The organism is Pedobacter sp. ISL-64, from assembly GCF_018613605.1.
Classification (GTDB): domain Bacteria; phylum Bacteroidota; class Bacteroidia; order Sphingobacteriales; family Sphingobacteriaceae; genus Pedobacter.
In genome coordinates this window covers 107,097-125,450 of the sequence record NZ_JAGGPU010000011.1, presented here as the reverse complement: position 1 = coordinate 125,450, position 18,354 = coordinate 107,097, and the positions used below count along the sequence as shown (strand labels likewise).

The 18,354-nt window shown below is 39.6% G+C and carries 17 protein-coding genes; 6 read left to right on the top strand and 11 right to left on the bottom strand.

Annotated features, from left to right (window positions below; translation table 11 throughout):
- The first annotated feature begins 149 nt into the window (after positions 1 to 149).
- Positions 150 to 632 carry a transcriptional regulator gene (locus tag J7E57_RS16755; RefSeq protein WP_215132050.1) on the top strand — a complete coding sequence of 161 codons (483 nt, stop codon included), beginning with the start codon at positions 150 to 152 and terminating at the stop codon, positions 630 to 632.
- A gap of 164 nt (positions 633 to 796) precedes the next feature.
- Here J7E57_RS16755 and J7E57_RS16750 read toward each other — a convergent pair whose 3' ends face one another.
- Positions 797 to 3,706 (bottom strand): TonB-dependent receptor, encoded by a 2,910-nt coding sequence (locus J7E57_RS16750; RefSeq protein ID WP_215132048.1) that lies wholly within the window; start codon positions 3,704 to 3,706, stop codon positions 797 to 799.
- A 197-nt stretch (positions 3,707 to 3,903) separates the two neighbouring features.
- On the opposite strand from J7E57_RS16750, the gene J7E57_RS16745 reads away from it, so the two are divergent.
- The 3 genes from J7E57_RS16745 to J7E57_RS16735 all read left to right on the top strand — a co-directional run bounded on the left by J7E57_RS16745 (position 3,904) and on the right by J7E57_RS16735 (position 8,050).
- On the top strand, positions 3,904 to 6,333 hold the full coding sequence (locus tag J7E57_RS16745; RefSeq protein ID WP_215132046.1) for a penicillin acylase family protein: 2,430 nt from the start codon (positions 3,904 to 3,906) through the stop codon (positions 6,331 to 6,333).
- Positions 6,334 to 6,339: 6 nt separating this feature from the next.
- Positions 6,340 to 6,699, top strand: coding sequence for a hypothetical protein (locus tag J7E57_RS16740; protein ID WP_215132044.1), 360 nt, complete (start codon positions 6,340 to 6,342; stop codon positions 6,697 to 6,699).
- 367 nt (positions 6,700 to 7,066) lie between these two features.
- Positions 7,067 to 8,050, top strand: coding sequence for an acyl transferase (locus J7E57_RS16735; RefSeq protein ID WP_215132042.1), 984 nt, complete (start codon positions 7,067 to 7,069; stop codon positions 8,048 to 8,050).
- Between the two features lie 3 nt (positions 8,051 to 8,053).
- On the opposite strand, the gene J7E57_RS16730 is transcribed toward J7E57_RS16735, so the two are convergent.
- From J7E57_RS16730 to J7E57_RS16695, 8 genes are read right to left on the bottom strand one after another with little or no spacing between them, the layout of a single operon-like run.
- A complete protein-coding gene (locus J7E57_RS16730) occupies positions 8,054 to 8,491 on the bottom strand; it encodes a Fur family transcriptional regulator (protein WP_131030158.1) in 438 nt (145 codons plus the stop codon).
- Between the two features lie 20 nt (positions 8,492 to 8,511).
- A complete protein-coding gene (locus J7E57_RS16725; protein ID WP_215132040.1) occupies positions 8,512 to 8,961 on the bottom strand; it encodes a hypothetical protein in 450 nt (149 codons plus the stop codon).
- Between the two features lie 13 nt (positions 8,962 to 8,974).
- Entirely contained in the window at positions 8,975 to 9,391 is a 417-nt protein-coding gene (locus tag J7E57_RS16720; protein ID WP_215132038.1) for a hypothetical protein, read from the bottom strand.
- Complete coding sequence (locus J7E57_RS16715; RefSeq protein ID WP_215132037.1) at positions 9,391 to 9,828, bottom strand: hypothetical protein; 438 nt, start codon at positions 9,826 to 9,828, stop codon at positions 9,391 to 9,393. Before J7E57_RS16715 ends, J7E57_RS16720 begins: the two co-directional genes overlap by 1 nt.
- 19 nt (positions 9,829 to 9,847) lie before the next feature.
- A complete protein-coding gene (locus J7E57_RS16710) occupies positions 9,848 to 11,062 on the bottom strand; it encodes an ABC transporter permease (RefSeq protein WP_215132035.1) in 1,215 nt (404 codons plus the stop codon).
- Positions 11,062 to 11,688 carry an ABC transporter ATP-binding protein gene (locus tag J7E57_RS16705; protein ID WP_215132033.1) on the bottom strand — a complete coding sequence of 209 codons (627 nt, stop codon included), beginning with the start codon at positions 11,686 to 11,688 and terminating at the stop codon, positions 11,062 to 11,064. The genes J7E57_RS16710 and J7E57_RS16705 overlap by 1 nt, the downstream gene beginning before the upstream one ends.
- Positions 11,681 to 11,845: a hypothetical protein gene (locus J7E57_RS16700; RefSeq protein ID WP_215132031.1), complete on the bottom strand. Its 165-nt coding sequence runs from the start codon at positions 11,843 to 11,845 to the stop codon at positions 11,681 to 11,683. Before J7E57_RS16700 ends, J7E57_RS16705 begins: the two co-directional genes overlap by 8 nt.
- Before the next feature lie 22 nt (positions 11,846 to 11,867).
- The gene (locus tag J7E57_RS16695; RefSeq protein ID WP_215132029.1) at positions 11,868 to 12,263 is read right to left on the bottom strand and encodes a MerC domain-containing protein; all 396 of its coding nucleotides are present in this window, start codon (positions 12,261 to 12,263) and stop codon (positions 11,868 to 11,870) included.
- A gap of 86 nt (positions 12,264 to 12,349) precedes the next feature.
- Here J7E57_RS16695 and J7E57_RS16690 point away from each other — a divergent pair, with 86 nt between their 5' ends.
- A complete protein-coding gene (locus J7E57_RS16690) occupies positions 12,350 to 13,552 on the top strand; it encodes a GTP-binding protein (protein WP_251029948.1) in 1,203 nt (400 codons plus the stop codon).
- Between the two features lie 366 nt (positions 13,553 to 13,918).
- On the opposite strand, the gene J7E57_RS16685 is transcribed toward J7E57_RS16690, so the two are convergent.
- Together J7E57_RS16685 and J7E57_RS16680 are read right to left on the bottom strand one after the other, a co-directional pair.
- Positions 13,919 to 14,635, bottom strand: coding sequence for a LytR/AlgR family response regulator transcription factor (locus tag J7E57_RS16685; protein WP_215132027.1), 717 nt, complete (start codon positions 14,633 to 14,635; stop codon positions 13,919 to 13,921).
- A complete protein-coding gene (locus J7E57_RS16680) occupies positions 14,610 to 15,725 on the bottom strand; it encodes a sensor histidine kinase (RefSeq protein ID WP_215132025.1) in 1,116 nt (371 codons plus the stop codon). Before J7E57_RS16680 ends, J7E57_RS16685 begins: the two co-directional genes overlap by 26 nt.
- A gap of 118 nt (positions 15,726 to 15,843) precedes the next feature.
- On the opposite strand from J7E57_RS16680, the gene J7E57_RS16675 reads away from it, so the two are divergent.
- Positions 15,844 to 18,288 carry an outer membrane beta-barrel family protein gene (locus J7E57_RS16675; protein WP_215132023.1) on the top strand — a complete coding sequence of 815 codons (2,445 nt, stop codon included), beginning with the start codon at positions 15,844 to 15,846 and terminating at the stop codon, positions 18,286 to 18,288.
- The last annotated feature ends 66 nt before the right edge of the window (positions 18,289 to 18,354 follow it).

Sequence of the window (18,354 nt, the reverse complement as noted above, 5' to 3'; positions counted from 1 at the left end):
AGATTGTTTTAATAGTGTGATTTTTACACTAAGCCATGTTATTTCACAATTTTACCATAAGATTTAGTATCATCCTTTATTTAATAGAAAGCTAGATTGTAAATTATTTACAAACATAAATTTATAAACATTTTTGTTTATTTTTGAACATGGAAAAATTGATCAATAAGTTTAAAGGTATCCATCCCGGCTTTATACTGGAACGGGAGCTTAAAAAAAGGAGGCTTAAAAAGGGCCCATTGGCGCTTTCTTTAAACGAATATCCTCAAACCTTAAATGATATTACAAAAGGTAAGAGAGGAGTTACAGCTTCACTTTCCATTAAGCTAGATCAAATTTTAGGTTTAGAAGAGGGTACCATGCTGATACTCCAGGCTTACTATGAGATACAGAAAGAAAAAGATAAACAGAATGCAGCCGATAAACCTGATTTATCAATTATCAGAAAGATACTTTTTTGGGATACAGATTTTGATAAAATAAACTGGAAAAGCCAATATAAATCTGTTATTCAAAGAGTATTGGAGCGGGGAAATAGTGATGAAAAAAATGAACTAATTAGATATTACGGACAAGGTTTAGTGAATGAAGTAGCCATTAATGGTATTGACCAAACCGGTCGAGATATCTAAAAATCAAATTATGTATTAGTCTTTATCTCGGTCACCGTTTATCGGTCGACATTGATCTTTTTACAGATGCAGATAGCAGCAACAAGGATAAACCAGTCGTATAGTGGCACAAAAAAGCCCTCTATACTTTTAGCATAGAAGGCCCTTAAAACTCAATTAACTGGTTATGGATTAAAACTAATGGCTACGTAATAGATAGCGCCTGCCGATGGATTTCCGTAAGAAGTAAAATAATATTTGTTCAGCACGTTAGAACCGCCAAGTTTTATGATTGATTGTACTGAAGGGATCCTTAAACTCACCTGAGCATCCAAAGAGCTGTATGCAGGTACCTGACCTGAGGCAAAAGAAGAATTCCAGTAGAATTGGTCTTGCCAACGATACGCCAAATTAAAACCAAAGTTTTTAATAATTTCTTTATTACCAAAACCCAGGTTGTAGCGGATTTTTGGGGTATTGAAATCGTTAATGTAATTAACTGGTAAATCGCCGATTTCATTATAGGAAACGTTACCGCTGATGGTATATTTACCCACTAAATAATCTAAACCTAAAGCTGCACCATAAGAGGTTACTTTACCTTCTGCATTAACCGGAACACCGAATTTCACAAAACTTCCGTTAACATTCTGATAAACATCTACTGCAGTGATAAAATCTTTATAAATGTTATAATAACCATAAGCATCAACCAATAAATTAGGAAGAAGCAATCCTTTATAACCTAACTCATAAGATTGAACACTCTCTGGACGGACACCCCTTGCATCAAAAGTATATTGTTGCAACAATGCAGGGTTAGGTGTTCCTGTTGCAGCTGCCGAGGCTAAGAACGCACGGTAACTTACGTCGGTATAAGGCTTATTACTATCAAGATGGTATTTAGAAAACATAATTTCTGGCAAACCGCCAATCAATCTTTGAGAACCTCCACCTACCGAAAGGTCGATGTATTGATTCTGTGTGGTTGGGTTACGGTAACCTGTTTGGTAAGAAATCCTGATGTTGTTGTTTTTTGCAACTGTGAACACCCCAGTTACCCTTGGTGTAAACCGGCCTTCAAAATTCTGACTTTTATCATAACGACCTGCAAAAGTAAATTTAACCTTATCGTTAAAAAGTTTTTTGCCTATCTGCGCAAATGCACCGTATTCTTTAATATCGATAGAATTTGTTAAGTCATTAAAAATTGTTCCGGCCGAATTTAAGTCATATAAACGGTATGATGCACCAACCTGAAATTCTACCACTTTATCAAAAAGATTGGTAAAGTTGTACATTCCCTCATAATGGTAAAGGTTAGATTTATCATCGAACTTTGCACCATAAATACCTTTACTAGGATCTGAGGCACTGATGGTGGTATTCATAATCTGATCCTTAGCCTGTATAAACTGCGGAGAACCAGGCGCGAAACGTCCCTGATCTGCAATACTTCTGGCAAAGGCCTGTGCTTGTACATCAGTTTGACCTGCAGCTCTTGCACCTACATAATTACCAATATATTGTGGAAACCAGCTTGTTGATGGTTTTGATAATTCATTAATATAACTGCCCAAAATAGAAGAAATATAAGAATCACCCGAACGTTCCTGCGTAGTATAGGCTTTAAGAAAGAAATCTTCACCTTTTAATTCTAATTTATATTGCCCGATATTAAAATTGCGGAGCGAATAACGGTCAGAACCGGTATATACCGAAGTTCCTGTTCCCCAATTGGCCTGTCCAACTATTTGTACTGTATTGCTGATGTTGTAATATAATGCACCAGATGCTTTTAACGATTTGGTACTATAATCAACCAGGTTTTCTTCATTATAACCAGTTCTTGAAATATTTTGATTAGGGATTAAACCTGCTTTCAAACCAACATAAAAAGGAAAATAATTCTGTACCGGACCACGCAATGCAGATGGTAATCCCGCCAAAAACCCCGCTTGCTGGGCTGCATTTGGAATGGCGGCACCAAAAGTCCCGTCCATTAATGTTTTAATGTTTGGTATTAAACCACCAGACCCTGCATTAATTCCGGCAATGGTTGCATTTTGAACACTTAGCGCCACATTACGCATATTTTGGCTTACCTCATCACCGTAAACGTTGATTCCGTCGTAATTTGGATCGCTGTTTCTATCGCCAGATTTTGCAGTTCTTGCTACCCTATCGAAGTTTGAATAATTATTTCCGTACCAATCTTTAGCCTGAAGGAACGAAAATGCCGCTTTTACGCCAAACTTATTGTTCCATGATTTTGCCATGCGCACATCCAACTGATTGAAAGGCTGCACGCTGCTATTGTCATCATTTACATGGTTTACCCCTGTTTTATACTGAAAGCTTGCGCCGGGATATTTAAAAGGATCTTTTGAAGTCATTAATAAAGTACCATTAATACCACCTGCACCATAAAGAGCAGATGAAGCACCTGGTAAAAGCTCTACATTATCTACATCGAGCTCGGTTATACCCACAATATTACCCACTGAGAAGTTCAGTCCAGGGGCCTGGTTATCCATTCCATCTATATATTGGTTAAAACGGGTATTACCATTTGAATTGAAACCACGCGTATTAATCGACTTGAAAGTTAAACTCTGCATACTGCTTTCTACACCTTTCATATTGTTCAAAGCATCGTAAAATGATGGTGCGGCAATTTCCCTGATCGAAGCAGCACTCATCCGCTCGATAGAAACCGGTGATTCTAAAATACGCTCAGGCGTACGTGATGCTGAAACAACCACATCCCCTCCCAAAACCACTGCTGTTTCCAGTTCCAGGTTAATTCCCGTCGCATTCCCGGTAACCTGCTGTTCTACTGTACCATAGCCCACGTAAGACGCCACCAACGTAAAGGGAACTTTAGCTGTTGTTGTAAATGTAAAACTACCGTTGCTTGTGGAGGCTGTACCGCCCGAATGGCCTTTGATGGTTAAACTCACGCCAGCTAGGCCTTCTTTCGATTGCTTGTCTTTTACGGTACCGCTCACCGTAATACTCTGTGCTTGTGCCGCAATATTACCTGCGTACACAAATAATAACACATAGAAGATCTGTGTAAAAATTCTGCTCATAAACGATTGTTAATTTGGTTGTTTGTATTATTAGTTATATAAACTTAAATTCTTTTTTTGAATTAAACAAATTATGTTAGCATAATAATTTCAATTCGAATTATAATTTTGATTGATATACAGTTTGTTGTATTTTGCATTAAACATAAACCGTCATTTTGCCCTATCTTTAGCGAAAGACTTGTTAGCTAACCATTATGAATAAAATTAAAGCCGTATTCTGCATCATTATTCCGATAGCATTAGCTTTTTTATTTAACACCAAATTAGGTAGTACACCTCCACTGTTGAAATTCCTAGATCCGTTTATGGGTTTCTGGCAAAATGCAGAGAACAATCATTTTATGTTTAACCATAAAGCGAAAATTAAAGGGGCAATAGATAAAATCGAAATCGTTTTTGACGACCGTATGATTCCACATATTTTTGCACAGAATGATCACGATCTATATCTGGCACAAGGTTATGTAACCGCTATGCACCGCCTTTGGCAAATGGATTTCCAGACCCGTTTTGCTGCGGGTAGAATTAGCGAAGTAGTTGGCGATAAAGCGATAGAGGTAGATCGCTACCAGCGCCGGATGGGTATGGTTTATGGCGCAGAAAACTCGTTAAAAGGTATGATGGCCGATCCTAAGGCAAAAGAAATGATCTTAGCTTATACCGAAGGGATCAATGCCTATATCAAAACGCTTTCTAAAGCCAATTATCCTTTAGAATACAAAATACTCGATTTTAAGCCTGAAAACTGGACGCCTGTAAAATGTGCGCTGCTCCTAAAACAGATGTCGGCGGTTTTAGCCATGGGTTCTGACGAATTTTACATGACAAACATCTTGAAAAAATTCGGCCCCGAGGTGACCAAAAATCTTTTCCCGGATTATCCGTTCCGCGAAGACCCGATCATCCCTGTTGGCACAAAATGGGATTTCTCTCCTTTAGCAACACCTAAAACACCAGAAAGCTTCACACAGGCGCAAACCGGCCGGGTAAAAACAACCGAAAAAATAGAAGGCATTGGCAGTAATAACTGGGCTTTATCTGGAGCCAAAACTGCATCAGGATATCCGATTTTGGCAAACGATCCACATTTGGATTTAACACTTCCTTCAATCTGGTATCAGATCCAACTACATGCACCGGGCGTAAATACTTATGGCGTTTCATTGCCTGGCGCTCCTGGCGTAATTATAGGTTTTAACCAGAAAATAGCCTGGGGCGTGACCAATGTTGCAGCCGATGTACTGGATTTTTATCAGATCAAGTTTAAAGATTCCAGCCACAACGAATATTGGTACAACAATAAATGGAAAGCCACAACAAAGAGATTGGAAACGATTAAAATCCGTGGTGGAAAAGATGAAATAGATACCGTTTACTACACGCATCATGGGCCGGTGGTATATTTCCAGAAACCAAAATACGGCAGGGCAGATAATGTGCCTGTTGGCGACGCTTTGAGGTGGATCGCACATGATGAGTCGAACGAACTCATGACTTTCTATTACCTGAACCGTGGGAAAAATTATAACGACTACCGTAAGGCCTTAACTTTTTATACCGCACCTGCACAAAACTTTGTTTTTGCTAGTGTAGATAATGATATTGCCATTACGCCAAATGGTAAATTCCCCCTAAAGTGGAAGGATCAGGGCAAGTTTATCCTTGATGGCACAGACCCGGCCTACGATTGGCATGGCTGGATCCCGAATGCACAGAATCCAACAGTTAAGAATCCGCCGCGTGGCTTTGTAAGCTCTGCAAATCAGTCTTCTACCGATACCACCTATCCATACTACATCAACTGGGAATTTGCACCTTACGAGCGAGGCAAAAGGATCAATGACCGCTTATCGGCCATGAACAAGGCTACATTGGATAGCATCCGTTTGATGCAGACTGATAATTATAGCATTATGGCACAAAACCTGGTTCCTGCTTTATTGCCCTTATTAAACAACGAACAATTAAACGCAACACAAAAAGAAGCATTGGCATACCTGAACAAGTGGAACAAACGTTATGATGCTCATGAAATTGCAGCCAGCGTATTTGAGATATGGACCAAACGCTTATCACATGATATCTGGGCGGACGAATTCGAGGTTAAAGGAGTCCCGATGCGTTACCCTTCGAGAGACCGCACGGTGGAAATGATCTTGAAGGAACCCAATGCAACATGGTATGATAATATCAATACCAGCAAAAAAGAAACATTATCTGAACTGGTTAACGAAGCTTTTAAATATAGCTGCGATAGTTTGGAAAGACGCTTTGGGCCGATAAACAAAGATTGGGACTGGGCAAATGTAAAACAGACCAATGTGCCACACCTGGCCAAAATACCAGGATTCGGCTCGAAAGTTTTACAGATTGGTGGTGCGAAAACTGCCATTAATGCTTTGAGCGAAGCCAACGGACCTTCATGGCGGATGGTGATCGAACTGGGTAAAACGCCAAAAGGACATGGGGTTTATCCAGGTGGCCAATCAGGTAATCCTGGAAGCAAATTTTATGACAATATGATCGATACCTGGGCAAATGGCAAATTGTACGATCTGTTTTATATGCAAAGTCCTGATGATAAATCGGGTACGGTTATTTCTCGTTTAAAAATTTCTAAATAGGCTAAAATGGTTTTCATTGTTATATTAATAATCTGTTTCCTTTTACAAATGATTGCCCCCTGGTGGATCATTATTGTAATTTCTTTTGCCACCTGCGGCATTATTGGCAAAACAGGAAAAATAGCCTTTTGGCAGTCTTTTCTTGCTGTTTTCTTACTTTGGATCGGATATGCTTTATTTAAAAGCTTGCCTAATGATAACGTCCTTGCTGGCCGTGTGGCCGTGATGACTGGTGTAAAATTGTGGTGGGCACTGCTGTTGGTTACGGGAATTTTAAGTGGCTTGGTTGCCGGTATTAGCGGTTACTGTGGTTATCAGTTCCGCATGGCGATGCTGGCAAAAAAAACTGACGAGAAAATAGCATAATGCTTGCGTAATTTACTGCAAGGTTGTGATTTAAAGTATTTCTTTTTTGAAGCGCAACGCCATTCGCTTTTTTTAAAGCAGGTCCTGCCATCCGCTTTACTGCGTGCCCGCTTCTGTCAGGGCTAAAAAACAAGACTTGTGCAAGGTAAACCGATATAGCAGCACAAGCCTCACTAAACTAAACCCGACAGCAGCGAACATACCGATTCTTCATCGGTATAAAGCGAATGGCGGGACTAAACTAACATAGGTCTGCTGCAATTGCTTTGCAAATAATAATTTAATATGCGGTTTGGCTATTTTAAGACTGCTCCAATTGATGGATAATCATTAAAAACCTTAACTTTACGGCATTGACTTTTACCGTGTGGATTTAACAGCTAACGATATATTTTCTGTAAAAAGTACCGATGCGTTTAACGCCCTTGCCTTAAACGTTTTTAAGTTACAGGCGCAAAACTGCAATGTTTATCGCGAATATATCTTTCATTTAGGTGTTGATGCTGATGAGGTGAGCGAAATTGCACAGATCCCTTTTTTACCAATCAGTTTTTTTAAAAGCCATTCCATTCTCAGCAGTACCGATCCTGTCGAAATTACTTTCAGCAGTTCTGGTACTACAGGCATGGTACAGAGCAGCCATCATGTAACCAATGTGAAATTATATGAACAGAGCTATCTACAGGCTTTTGCACAATTTTACGGGGATATTACTGAATATTGCTTTTTGGCTCTGCTCCCATCCTACCAACAGCGAGCTGGTTCATCGTTAATCTACATGGTGAACGATCTGATCGAAAAGAGCAAACACCCACAAAGTGGTTACTTTTTATACAACCATGATGAACTGCTGAAAACCCTCCTGGATCTTAAATCAAAAAAACAGAAAACTGTTTTAATTGGTGTTACCTATGCCCTGCTCGATTTTATAGAACAGTTTGAAATCGATTTCCCCGAGCTGATTGTAATGGAAACGGGAGGAATGAAAGGGAAACGTAAAGAAATGGTACGGGAAGAACTTCACGAACAATTAACCGAAGGATTTGGTGTAAAAGCTATCCATAGCGAATATGGGATGACCGAACTACTTTCTCAGGCTTATTCTTTGGGTGAAGGTATCTTTAACTGCCCCAGCTGGATGAAGGTTTTGATCCGCGACACCAACGATCCTTTAAGTTTGATGGCGAATGGCAGGACTGGCGGCATCAATGTAATCGATCTGGCCAATCTCAATTCTTGTTCATTTATTGCTACGCAGGATTTGGGCAGAATAAATCCTGATCAAAGTTTTGAAGTATTGGGCAGGTTTGACAATGCCGATATCAGGGGTTGTAATCTTTTGGTGCAATAAACTTTAATTTACCTTATCCGAACAGCTTGCGCATAAACCGGTAGCAATCAGGTTCAGGTGCTCTACTTTAAATCCGGCAGGAACTTTTAATGCCGGAATTTTAACGGTATCCAAACAGTAAATTTTATGACAGTTATCGCAGTTAAAATGCACATGTTCATCATGGTGTTCGTGTGCACTGCAGCCATCAGAACAGATGGCATAATTGGCTGTACCCTGTTGATCTAAAACCTTATGTATAATCCCTTTTTCTTCGAAAGCCTGCAAAACACGGTATAAAGTAACCCGGTCTGCATCCTTGCCCATCACCTGCTCCAAGTAAGGCTGAGATGTTGCAGAATCTCTTCCGCTCAAAATCTCCAGCACCTGTAAACGTGGGGCAGTTCTTTTTAGTCCGTTTTTAACCAAAAGTTTTTCAAAACGTGCTGTTTTGTTTTCCATAGCAATACAAAAATAAGCAATTAATTAATCAGTTTGGCATTTTTGATGCTTATTGGCGGTGCATAGCTCGCATCCTTTTGTTCCAATTTTAAAATCCCCCGTACATGGATGGGTTTTTCGTTATAAGGCACAGCAATTCTCATCTCAACCATAATCATTACCGGAATACCATTTTGCCCACAAAAATAACATTGGTTAATGGGAAGGGTAGCCAAAAGAAATTGCTGTTGTTTCTGTCCACTTTTTATAGGGATCAGGTAACCTGTTAAATCAAACTCCCTATTCTCAAAACGTCTGATCGATTCAGTAAACAGGGGCAAAAGTTCGTTCTTTTCGGTAAGTTCAAATTTCACCGAGCCGATTACATCCCAGTTTAAAGATCGCAATTGATCTTTTGGGTTGTGCTTTTGCGTTTGTGCACTAACTGAGCAAACGGAAAACAGAAAGAAAATAAAATGCAAATATCTCATCGTTTTATAGCATCTAAAAGAAAAAAGGTAGATCGGCTATCACCAGATCGTTGATTATAAATTTGCCTTTCAGGGTAATCGGCTCATCGGTCCAGGTAATCGGTTTTAAAGTCTTCACTTCTATCATCGAAGGGATATCGCCCGTGCCACAATACGGGCAGGAGGCAATGGGCACAATAGAAAACATAAACTCGGTAAAACTATTACCAACCTTGGTTGGAATAATATAGCCTGGGATTTCAATGATCTTGTTATTGATTGCTTTTAATGCCAGCGGAAAAACAGCCTGCCAAACCAATGGTTTTACCTGTTTATCGTATTTTAAGCCGATCAGGTTCCAGGTGGGCGTACGCATATCGGTATGTACATTTACCTGCGCAACAGCCGTAAAAGAGATCAACATCAATAAAACCGTTATATATTTTTTCATCATAACTGTTTTGCATTTAAAAGAAAAAACTCGCTCCTATCATCACCCGAATCGTTAATAACGAATATCCCTTTCAGTTTGATCGGTTTTTCGGTAATGGGAATAGCCGTTAACATTTTTACCTGCACCATTGATGGAATATCGCCCAAGCCACAGTACGGACAGGAGGCAATGGGTACAATAGAGAACATAAATTCGCTAAATTTCGAGCCTACCTTTGTGGGGATGATGTAACCAGGCAGCTCGATAACCTTATTGTGTAATGCCTTTAATGCCGGAGGAAAAACGCTTCCCCATTTCTTTGGAGCAATTTCGGCATCATACCTTAAACCGATCAGGTTCCAGGTAGGCGTGCGCATGTCGGTATGTACCTTAACCTGCGCCGCTACTACGTGGATAACTAAACATGAAACAACCAACAAAACCAATTTCTTCATCGCATTAACCTCAACCGGGTTATCTGTTTTTGGTTAAAGTTTCGGCAATATCAACCTTGTAAATCTGCATAGCAGGGATAAGCGAGGCTAAAGCGCCGATAAACAGCCCGATCCAGATTAAATATACTTCCTGTAGAATTGCAGTAAGCCCTGTTAATTTTGCCTGAGAAGATTCCTGATAGGCCCCGATTACCTCAAGGGCAACATGCCCGATCAACAATCCCAAACAGGCGCCGATAAATGTAACCAAAACCCCTTCAAACATAACCAGGAAAAAGAGTTTCGATTTTGATGCACCAAGACAGCGCATAATGGCCAGGTCGTATTTCCGTTCTTTCATGGCGTTATAAAGGCTGATAAAAATACTCAGGGCAGCAATCCCCATAATAAATATGGCGAACCATTGTAACGTATCAATCCCAACACCAATCAGTGAAAACAACCTTGCACTTTCCATCGCTGGAGAGGCCGCCTGCATGTTTGTACTTTGGTTAACCATCCGCGGGAAAAGAATCACCGACATTGGCGATTTATACTGGATCAGCAAGGCTGTAATCTGTTTATCGTTAATCTCTTTGGCTTCTTCTGCAGCAACGTGGCTATGGCCCTCAACATGCTTCTCTTCATGCATTTTATACACACTACCAATATTAGTGAGGATCAGATTATCGGTTATGTTTCCCTGTGGTTTTAAAATCCCTTTTACCCGGTAAGCATGTTGTTTATGAACATCACCATTCCCGGTTAAACCATGTGCGCCGAAAAAAAAACCGCCAATCTTGAGCCCCGATGTTAATGCAACAGTGCTACCAAGGGTTACTTCTAAATCTTTATGCCAAAAACTGCCCTTTTGGATAGATAAACCGTAAAGATTGGAGAAAGTACTATCAGTGCCAACAATCCGGTAGCCGTTATAATTATCGCCCAATGCCAATGGAACAGCCCTTTTAACCATAGGGTTCTGCATTAATTTGTAGGCATCTTTAGCAGGAATATTTCCCGTTGGGTAATCGATATGGTAAACGCTGCTTAATATCAACTGTAAGGGGCTTCCTTTTGCCCCCACAACCAGATCGATATCCTTGGCATTTTTTTCCAGTTTGTTACTAATCTGTGTAGAAGCCAAAAAGAGAATAGACAGGATGCTTACACCAAAGGCAACTAAAATAATATTCAAAATTGTTGTTAGCTTATTCCTGACGAGGTTTTTGCTACTGATTTTAAAGATATTCATTAGAGTAGATAGGTTTTAGTAATGTGGTACCGAACCCTTCGGTCGTGCGTGGCAATGATCAGTGCAGCTCCATTATCTTTAGCCTGGGTAGTCAGCAGCTGGATTACCTGATTGGCATTTTCATCGTCTAAGCTAGATGTAGGCTCATCAGCAATCAGCAGATCGGGTTTGTTTACCAATGCTCGCGCCACCGAAACCCTTTGCAACTGCCCCTGACTTAATTGGTCAGGATAATTTTTAACCAGCTCAGCAATACCCAGATCGTGCAAAAGTGAAAGATTCCGTTTATGATCTACAGGTAGCCCAGCCATTACCGCAGCAAGCGCTAAGTTATCGAGCACATCAAGTGAACGAATAAGATGCGGCCTTTGAAAAATGATTCCGATATGTCTTCCCCTGAACCTATCCCGCCCTCTTGCAGGCAGCGTATATAAATTGGTTCCATTAATTAAAACTTCACCCTGGCTTGGCTCCAAAAGACCAGAAATAATATTGAGCAGTGTGCTCTTCCCACTACCAGATGCACCGAGTAAAAGCCATTGCTCCACATCTGCGATTTCCCAGTCAGGAAATTTTAATCTTCTCCCCTTCTCATAAACATGTGCCAGTGAACTGATCTTAATCATGATGTAACACCTTTTGCACTTTTTTTACTACCAGATTTTTGATGGCATAACGCCTGTACAGTTCTATTCCATCATTTGTACCGTGCTTACAGGCAGGGTTTAACATGGTGATGAACAACAACGCCGGAATAAACAGGATTTTATAATTCTTTGACATATTCGTTAATAAGGATAAATTTTTAGTGCTGGTGATCAATGGGACAAGACTTGAGCATTCTTAAATTGATGTAATGGGCAGTCGCAATGGTAAATCCACCAAGCGGGATCAAAATCGGTTCCAGCAGCTCAATTCCCGAAAAATGCCCGAATGCAATGCAGGCAAAGCCTGAAATAAGTACCAGGATTGGCATAATACGGTGATGTTGTTTCCGGTAGGCAGCACTTAAGCTCCAGATACCAATAATCAATGAAACTGCAATCATCGTAATTTCAACCGCTTCATTGGCCAGGAAGCCCATACCCCACATCGGCAAAACAGTGACCAGGAATGGTAGTGCTGCGCAATGTATGGCACAAAGTGTTGAGGCGGTAATGCCGATCCGGTCGAGGTTGATTTTATAGCTCCGTAGTTTCATTAAAATAAATTTAGTCTGCAAATATAAAAGCAATATAGTTGCATTTAAAATAATCAGAGTTATATTTGCAACATAATTGCATTAACATGATAAAGAAATTACCCGTAACCGTATTGAGCGGTTTCTTGGGCAGTGGTAAAACGACACTGCTCAATGCTATATTGAGGAATAAGCAAGATTTAAAAGTGGCCGTTATTGTGAACGATATGAGCGAGGTAAATATCGATGCCGCTATGGTTAAAGATCAGCATACCTTATCTAAAACCGATGAAAAACTTGTAGAGATGAGCAACGGCTGCATCTGCTGTACCCTGCGGGAAGACCTGATGATCGAAGTGGAAAAACTGGCAAAAGAAAACCGCTTTGATTATCTTTTGATCGAAAGCACGGGAATATCTGAACCCATTCCTGTTGCACAAACATTTTCTTTTATTGATGAAGTTTCGGGTATTGACCTGAACAGATTTAGCCAGTTAGATACAATGGTAACTGTTGTAGATGCTTATAATTTTTACCGGGATTTTGGTTCGGCAGATAAACTTGCCGACCGCAACATGGTTGATAATGTGGCTGATAAACGCACTATTGTAAACCTACTTACCGACCAGATTGAATTTGCTAATGTAATTTTATTGAACAAGACCGATCTGGTAAGTGATACCGATATTAAGGTCCTCAGGGCACTGATTTCCAAACTGAACCCAAACGCCAAGATTTATCAGACTCTTTTCGGGGAAATAGATCCTGCCTTAATTTTAAACACCAGACTGTTCGATTTTGAATCCGCATCTGAAGGAGCCGGATGGAAAAAGGAGCTTGAAGAACTCCATCAGCCCGAAACCGAAGAATATGGAATAAGTTCTACCGTGTTCCGTTCTAAAAAGCCTTTTCACCCTGAAAGATTATGGAATTACATCAATAAGGAATTTCCGCAGAATATTATCCGATCAAAAGGTATATTCTATCTTGCTGCCATGCCAGAGCAAGCAATTAATTTTTCGCAGGCAGGCGGTTCCTTACGCATCGACCTGGCAGGGGTTTGGTGGGCAAGCATGCAGCAGCATGAACGTGAACAATATGTGGACTACCTGGAAAACAGAACTGAAATTGATGCAGATTGGGATAATGATTTTGGAGACCGTAAAAATGAACTTATTTTTATTGGACAGGAAATGAACAACGATGAATTAAAAAAATCGCTCGAATATTGTCTGTTAACTGATACAGAAGTAAAAAATTATAAAACAAAAAACACTTTTAATAACCCTTTTGAACATATTTTACCTTAAAATGAAATAATAGTCGATGAAATGAACAAAATGGTAGTTTTTCGATGATATTCTTAGGTTTTATTTTGCGTAAATTTGATTTACCGACCAAACTTACGCTTATTATGGAACCCACAGAAGAATTAACTTTAGTTAAAACCCGTTTATCTTGTCCGAAGTGTAAAAATTTCGAAACCTATAGGGTACCCAGGGGTTTTCTCTTTAAAACGCTTATGCCATGGATTTCAGTTAAGAGGTACAAATGTTATAAGTGCTTTAATAAGTTTTACGTATTTAATTAGCATCTATAAGTTAGCATCTCATTTAAGCCACGGAAGTGGCTTTTTTTCGGTTCAGGATGAAATGTTCTGCTAAAAGCAGATCGCATTATTTAAGCGCGGTATGCTGCAGTTTTTTAAACACATATTCCTTATAACTTGCACCAATGGGCAATTCTTTTGTGCCAATTTCAATATCGTAAGCGGTAAAAGCGGTTATTTTTTTTAGGTTAACTATAAAGGAGCGGTGTATGCGCAAAAAAGCCTTGTCCTGGAGCTCAGTTTCCAAATCGCCGATCTTATATTTCGCTGTGATTTTTTTATCTGTACAATGAATTACAATGTAATCTTTTAAACTCTCCACGTACAATACCTCTTCCTTATTCAGGTTATGGAACTTACCTCCCGCTTTTATGTAAATAGATTGCTGTGCGGTAACGGGTGAAAATACATCAGATTTAACGTTTGGGCTCCTTAATCTTAAATAACGGTCTACAGCTTTAAAAAAACGGTCGAAAGTAATGGGTTTTAGCAGATAATCGATCAGATCAAGGTCGTAACCTTCTATTGCATATTCGCGATAAGCCGTTGTGATAATTACGGCAGGTGGATTTTTTAAGGTTTTAAGAAAATCAATCCCGGTAATCTGGGGCATTTTAATATCCAGGAACATCAGATCAACGGGCACAGTTCTGAGCATCTCTAATGCTTTGATTGCATTTGAGCAGGTACCCACAACCTCAAAAGTATCTAGCTGGTCAATGTGATTTTGTATCAATTGAATGGCCAGGGGCTCATCATCAACTAAAAGACACCTTACTTTCATAGATCTTATCTTTTTTACTTGTGTTGTTTTTTAGGTTTATATGTAGTAAAACTACAAAGATATTATCGTGGGTAGTAATGCTCAAATCGTATTGTTTAGGATAAAGCAGCTGAAGCTGTTTGGTTATGTTATTTATCCCGATCCTATTTTCTTCTTTCTGCCTTCCCGGCATAAAACTGTTTGAAACCATAAAACGAAAACGGTTTTCGCTCAGTTTTAAATCTATATTGATTACAGGCAGGCCAATATCTTCGCCGGCACCATGTTTAAAAGCATTTTCGACCAGGGAGAGCAAAATTAAAGGAGCAATAGTGGCATCATCGTCTATCTTATGTCCAAAATTGACCGCTAAACGGCCACCATACCTTAGTTTTTCTAGTTCTATGTAATTTTCAATCAGCGTAATTTCTGCTGATAAAGGAACATACATACCGTTACACCTGTACAATACATGATCGAGTATTTCAGATAAGCCTGCAATTGATTTTGAAGTAATTGGAGAGTTAACCAATGAAAGCGAGTAAATATTGTTCAGTGTATTGAAAAGAAAATGTGGGTTTAATTGTGCCTTTAGGGCCTTTAACTCTGTTTCGGCCCGTTCCTTTTCTAAAGAGAGTTTATGCTGCTGTATGGCATATTGTTCTTTGATTAATTTAATAAAGGCAAAAATCCAGGCGGCAGAAAACGTTAACGGAAAGTAGTGTGTAATAAGCTTGGGGACGTCCATTGCGATTTCTAGGATAGTCTCCTGGCCAAATGGTGGCGTTCTTAAGAACGGTTCGAGCACATGCACCACCACTATTCTCGAACAAACACAGATGATATAACTTCCTACCAGAAAGTAAATAGCAACCACATAATAGGTTTTGGCTGTAATTAACCTTGGAATGATCAGGTAGGTTAAAAAATAGGAAGCAATAATGGTGAAGGAAATGTAGTAGGCATGCCGGATCAGGATTTTATGAAAATCATTGTATTCATCAATATCATAGCGGTTAAGAAATACAATAGAGGTAACCAGCCAAAAAATAACATGGCTAAGAAACCGGTGTGTGGAACTGAACTTGGCTATCCTCTCAATTAATGGCATCAACACAAATATACAATTCTTACCTATCCGAATTTGCACCGTCGACGAACACAACAAAAATGCATACGGATACATCCAAATGGATGCTGAAATGAGTTAAGGTCCAAAATACCTCTTTTTGGATGCCATACTTACCTATACGGCTTCAAACGGGTTTTTGCTTTGTGCTAACATCCATATTGCAGGAAATTTAAAACAAACCATGAACCAGATTAAGCGATTGTGTTTCCTACTCCTTTTATTATCGGCCCTGAAAAGCGTTGCGCAAACCGAAGTTAAACTTACCGGAAGGGTTATAGATGAAAAAACCTTAAAACCGCTCGAAAACGCGGGCATCAAACTTTTATCGGTAGCTGATCAAAAAATTATAAAAAGCACAGTTACAGATAGCAAAGGTGAATTTACGCTCCTCAGCCAACCGGCCCGGTTTCACATTAAAATCGAATTTATTGCCTATAAAACACAACTGCTCGAAAACAGAGAAATAACCCAGAGCCTTAAACTTGGAGACATTATCCTGAAAGAAGATGTTCAGTTGTTGAAATCGGTCGATGTAACCGCAGAAAAAACTACGGTAGAATTAAGTTTAGACAAAAAAGTATTTAATGTAGGTAAAGATCTAATTTCAAAAGGTGGCTCTGCCAATGATATTTTAAACAATGTGCCTTCTGTAAATGTAGATGCCAATGGCGCCATAAGTTTACGTGGAAATGGAAGTGTACAGGTACTCATCAACGGCAAGCCATCTATGCTGACCAATAACAATGGTTTAGAGCAGATACCCGCCAGCAATATCGAAAAGGTGGAGGTAATTACCAATCCATCTTCGAGGTACGAAGCCCAGGGCGGTGGGGGTATTATCAACATCGTATTAAAAAAGAATACTTTGAGTGGCTTTAACGGCTCAGTGCAGGTAGGTGTAGGCGATCCGGCAAATTACAACGGCAATTTAAACCTGAGCTATAAAACCGAAAAAATCAACCTTTTTAGTAACATCGGTTATCGGTACCGGAACCTTTATGGGTCGGAGCAACGATACCAAAGCGTTTTAAACAATGGGATACAGACCATACTAAAACAAAATAACGAGCAGGGAAGAAATGATGATCTTTATAATGTGTATCTCGGAATGGATTATTACATCAATTCCAAAAATACCTTAACCGGAAGTTTTTATCATGATTTGCTGGTGAATAAAGACACCACCAATTACCGGTACAATTATTATAATAAAAACAATATACCCGATAGTACAATTAACCGTTTCGAGAATTACAGAGAGCCACAAAAATACAATCAGCTCGAACTGAATTATGCAAAAACCTTTGATAAAAAGGATCAAAAGTGGAATACGAGTTTACAATATGTTTTTTGGAATGATGATGAAAACCAGGACATCAGCCAGCAAAAAACTTTCCCAGCCTTAACGAACACAAGCCGTTTAACATCAAGAGATATTGAAAGCAGCGATGCGATATTTATTCAAAGTGACTTTGTAGGCACTTTTTCTGGCGATTCGAAATTTGAGGCAGGGATAAGGGCGAATATCAGGTCCATCAGAAGTGACTATTGGGCCAAAGCTGACGATGTACTGCTTCCAGCCTATGACAATAAGCTCAAGTACAATGAGAACATTTACGGTGCTTATTTTCAGTATGAGAACAAATTCAAAAAGTTTAACTACCTGCTGGGTTTAAGGGCTGAACTGTCGGATATCGGCATTTCAGACCGACAGGGCTCCTTTCAGGCTTCAAAAGATTATATCGATCTATTCCCTACCGCAAATATTACCTATAAACTGCAAAAGAGTACCGATCTGCGTTTAAGCTATAGCAGACGGATAAACAGGCCACAGTTCTGGCAGTTAAATCCGTTTTCAGGCTTATCCGATACAAGAAACTTAACAGTGGGCAACCCGGACCTAAATCCAATGTACACCAACTCGTTTGAGCTGGGCATCTTGCAAAGATGGGGAAAACTCACTTTCAATCCATCGCTTTATTATAAACATGCTACCAATTACTTCGAATTTATACTCAAACAATCTGCTAATGGTTTCGTTAACACACCTGTTAACCTCGATTATGAAGACCGTTACGGACTAGAAATTTCAACCACCTACAATCCGCTATCCTGGTGGCGGTTATCCTGGGATTTTAACTATTATGCTTTTAAGCAACAAGGTACCTTTGAGAATAAAGCACATGGATCTGAAGACCATACCTGGTTTACCCGTATCAACTCGCGGATGAAGTTTCCGAAGAGTTTTTCGATAGAATACAGTTTTAACTACAGGGCTAAAAACACCGACATCCAATCGGTCAATAAAGCGCAATACCGCGCCAATATTGCACTAAGTAAAGATCTATTTAAAGATAAAGTATCAGTAACTTTAGCGGTAAACAACATATTCGATTCGTTTATAGATAAACAGATTACCACAACAGATACCTATTATTTAGAATCGAATTTTAAGGGCATCGGAAGATTAACCACCGCAACATTGGTTTACCGCTTTAACCGCAAAAAAGATGAAAAGGACCGCCTGCCAGACCAGGAGTAGTTACAAAAGAAGTTAAAAGAAAGGCACCTTATGGGGTGTCATGTTGAGCCTGTCGAAACACCATAA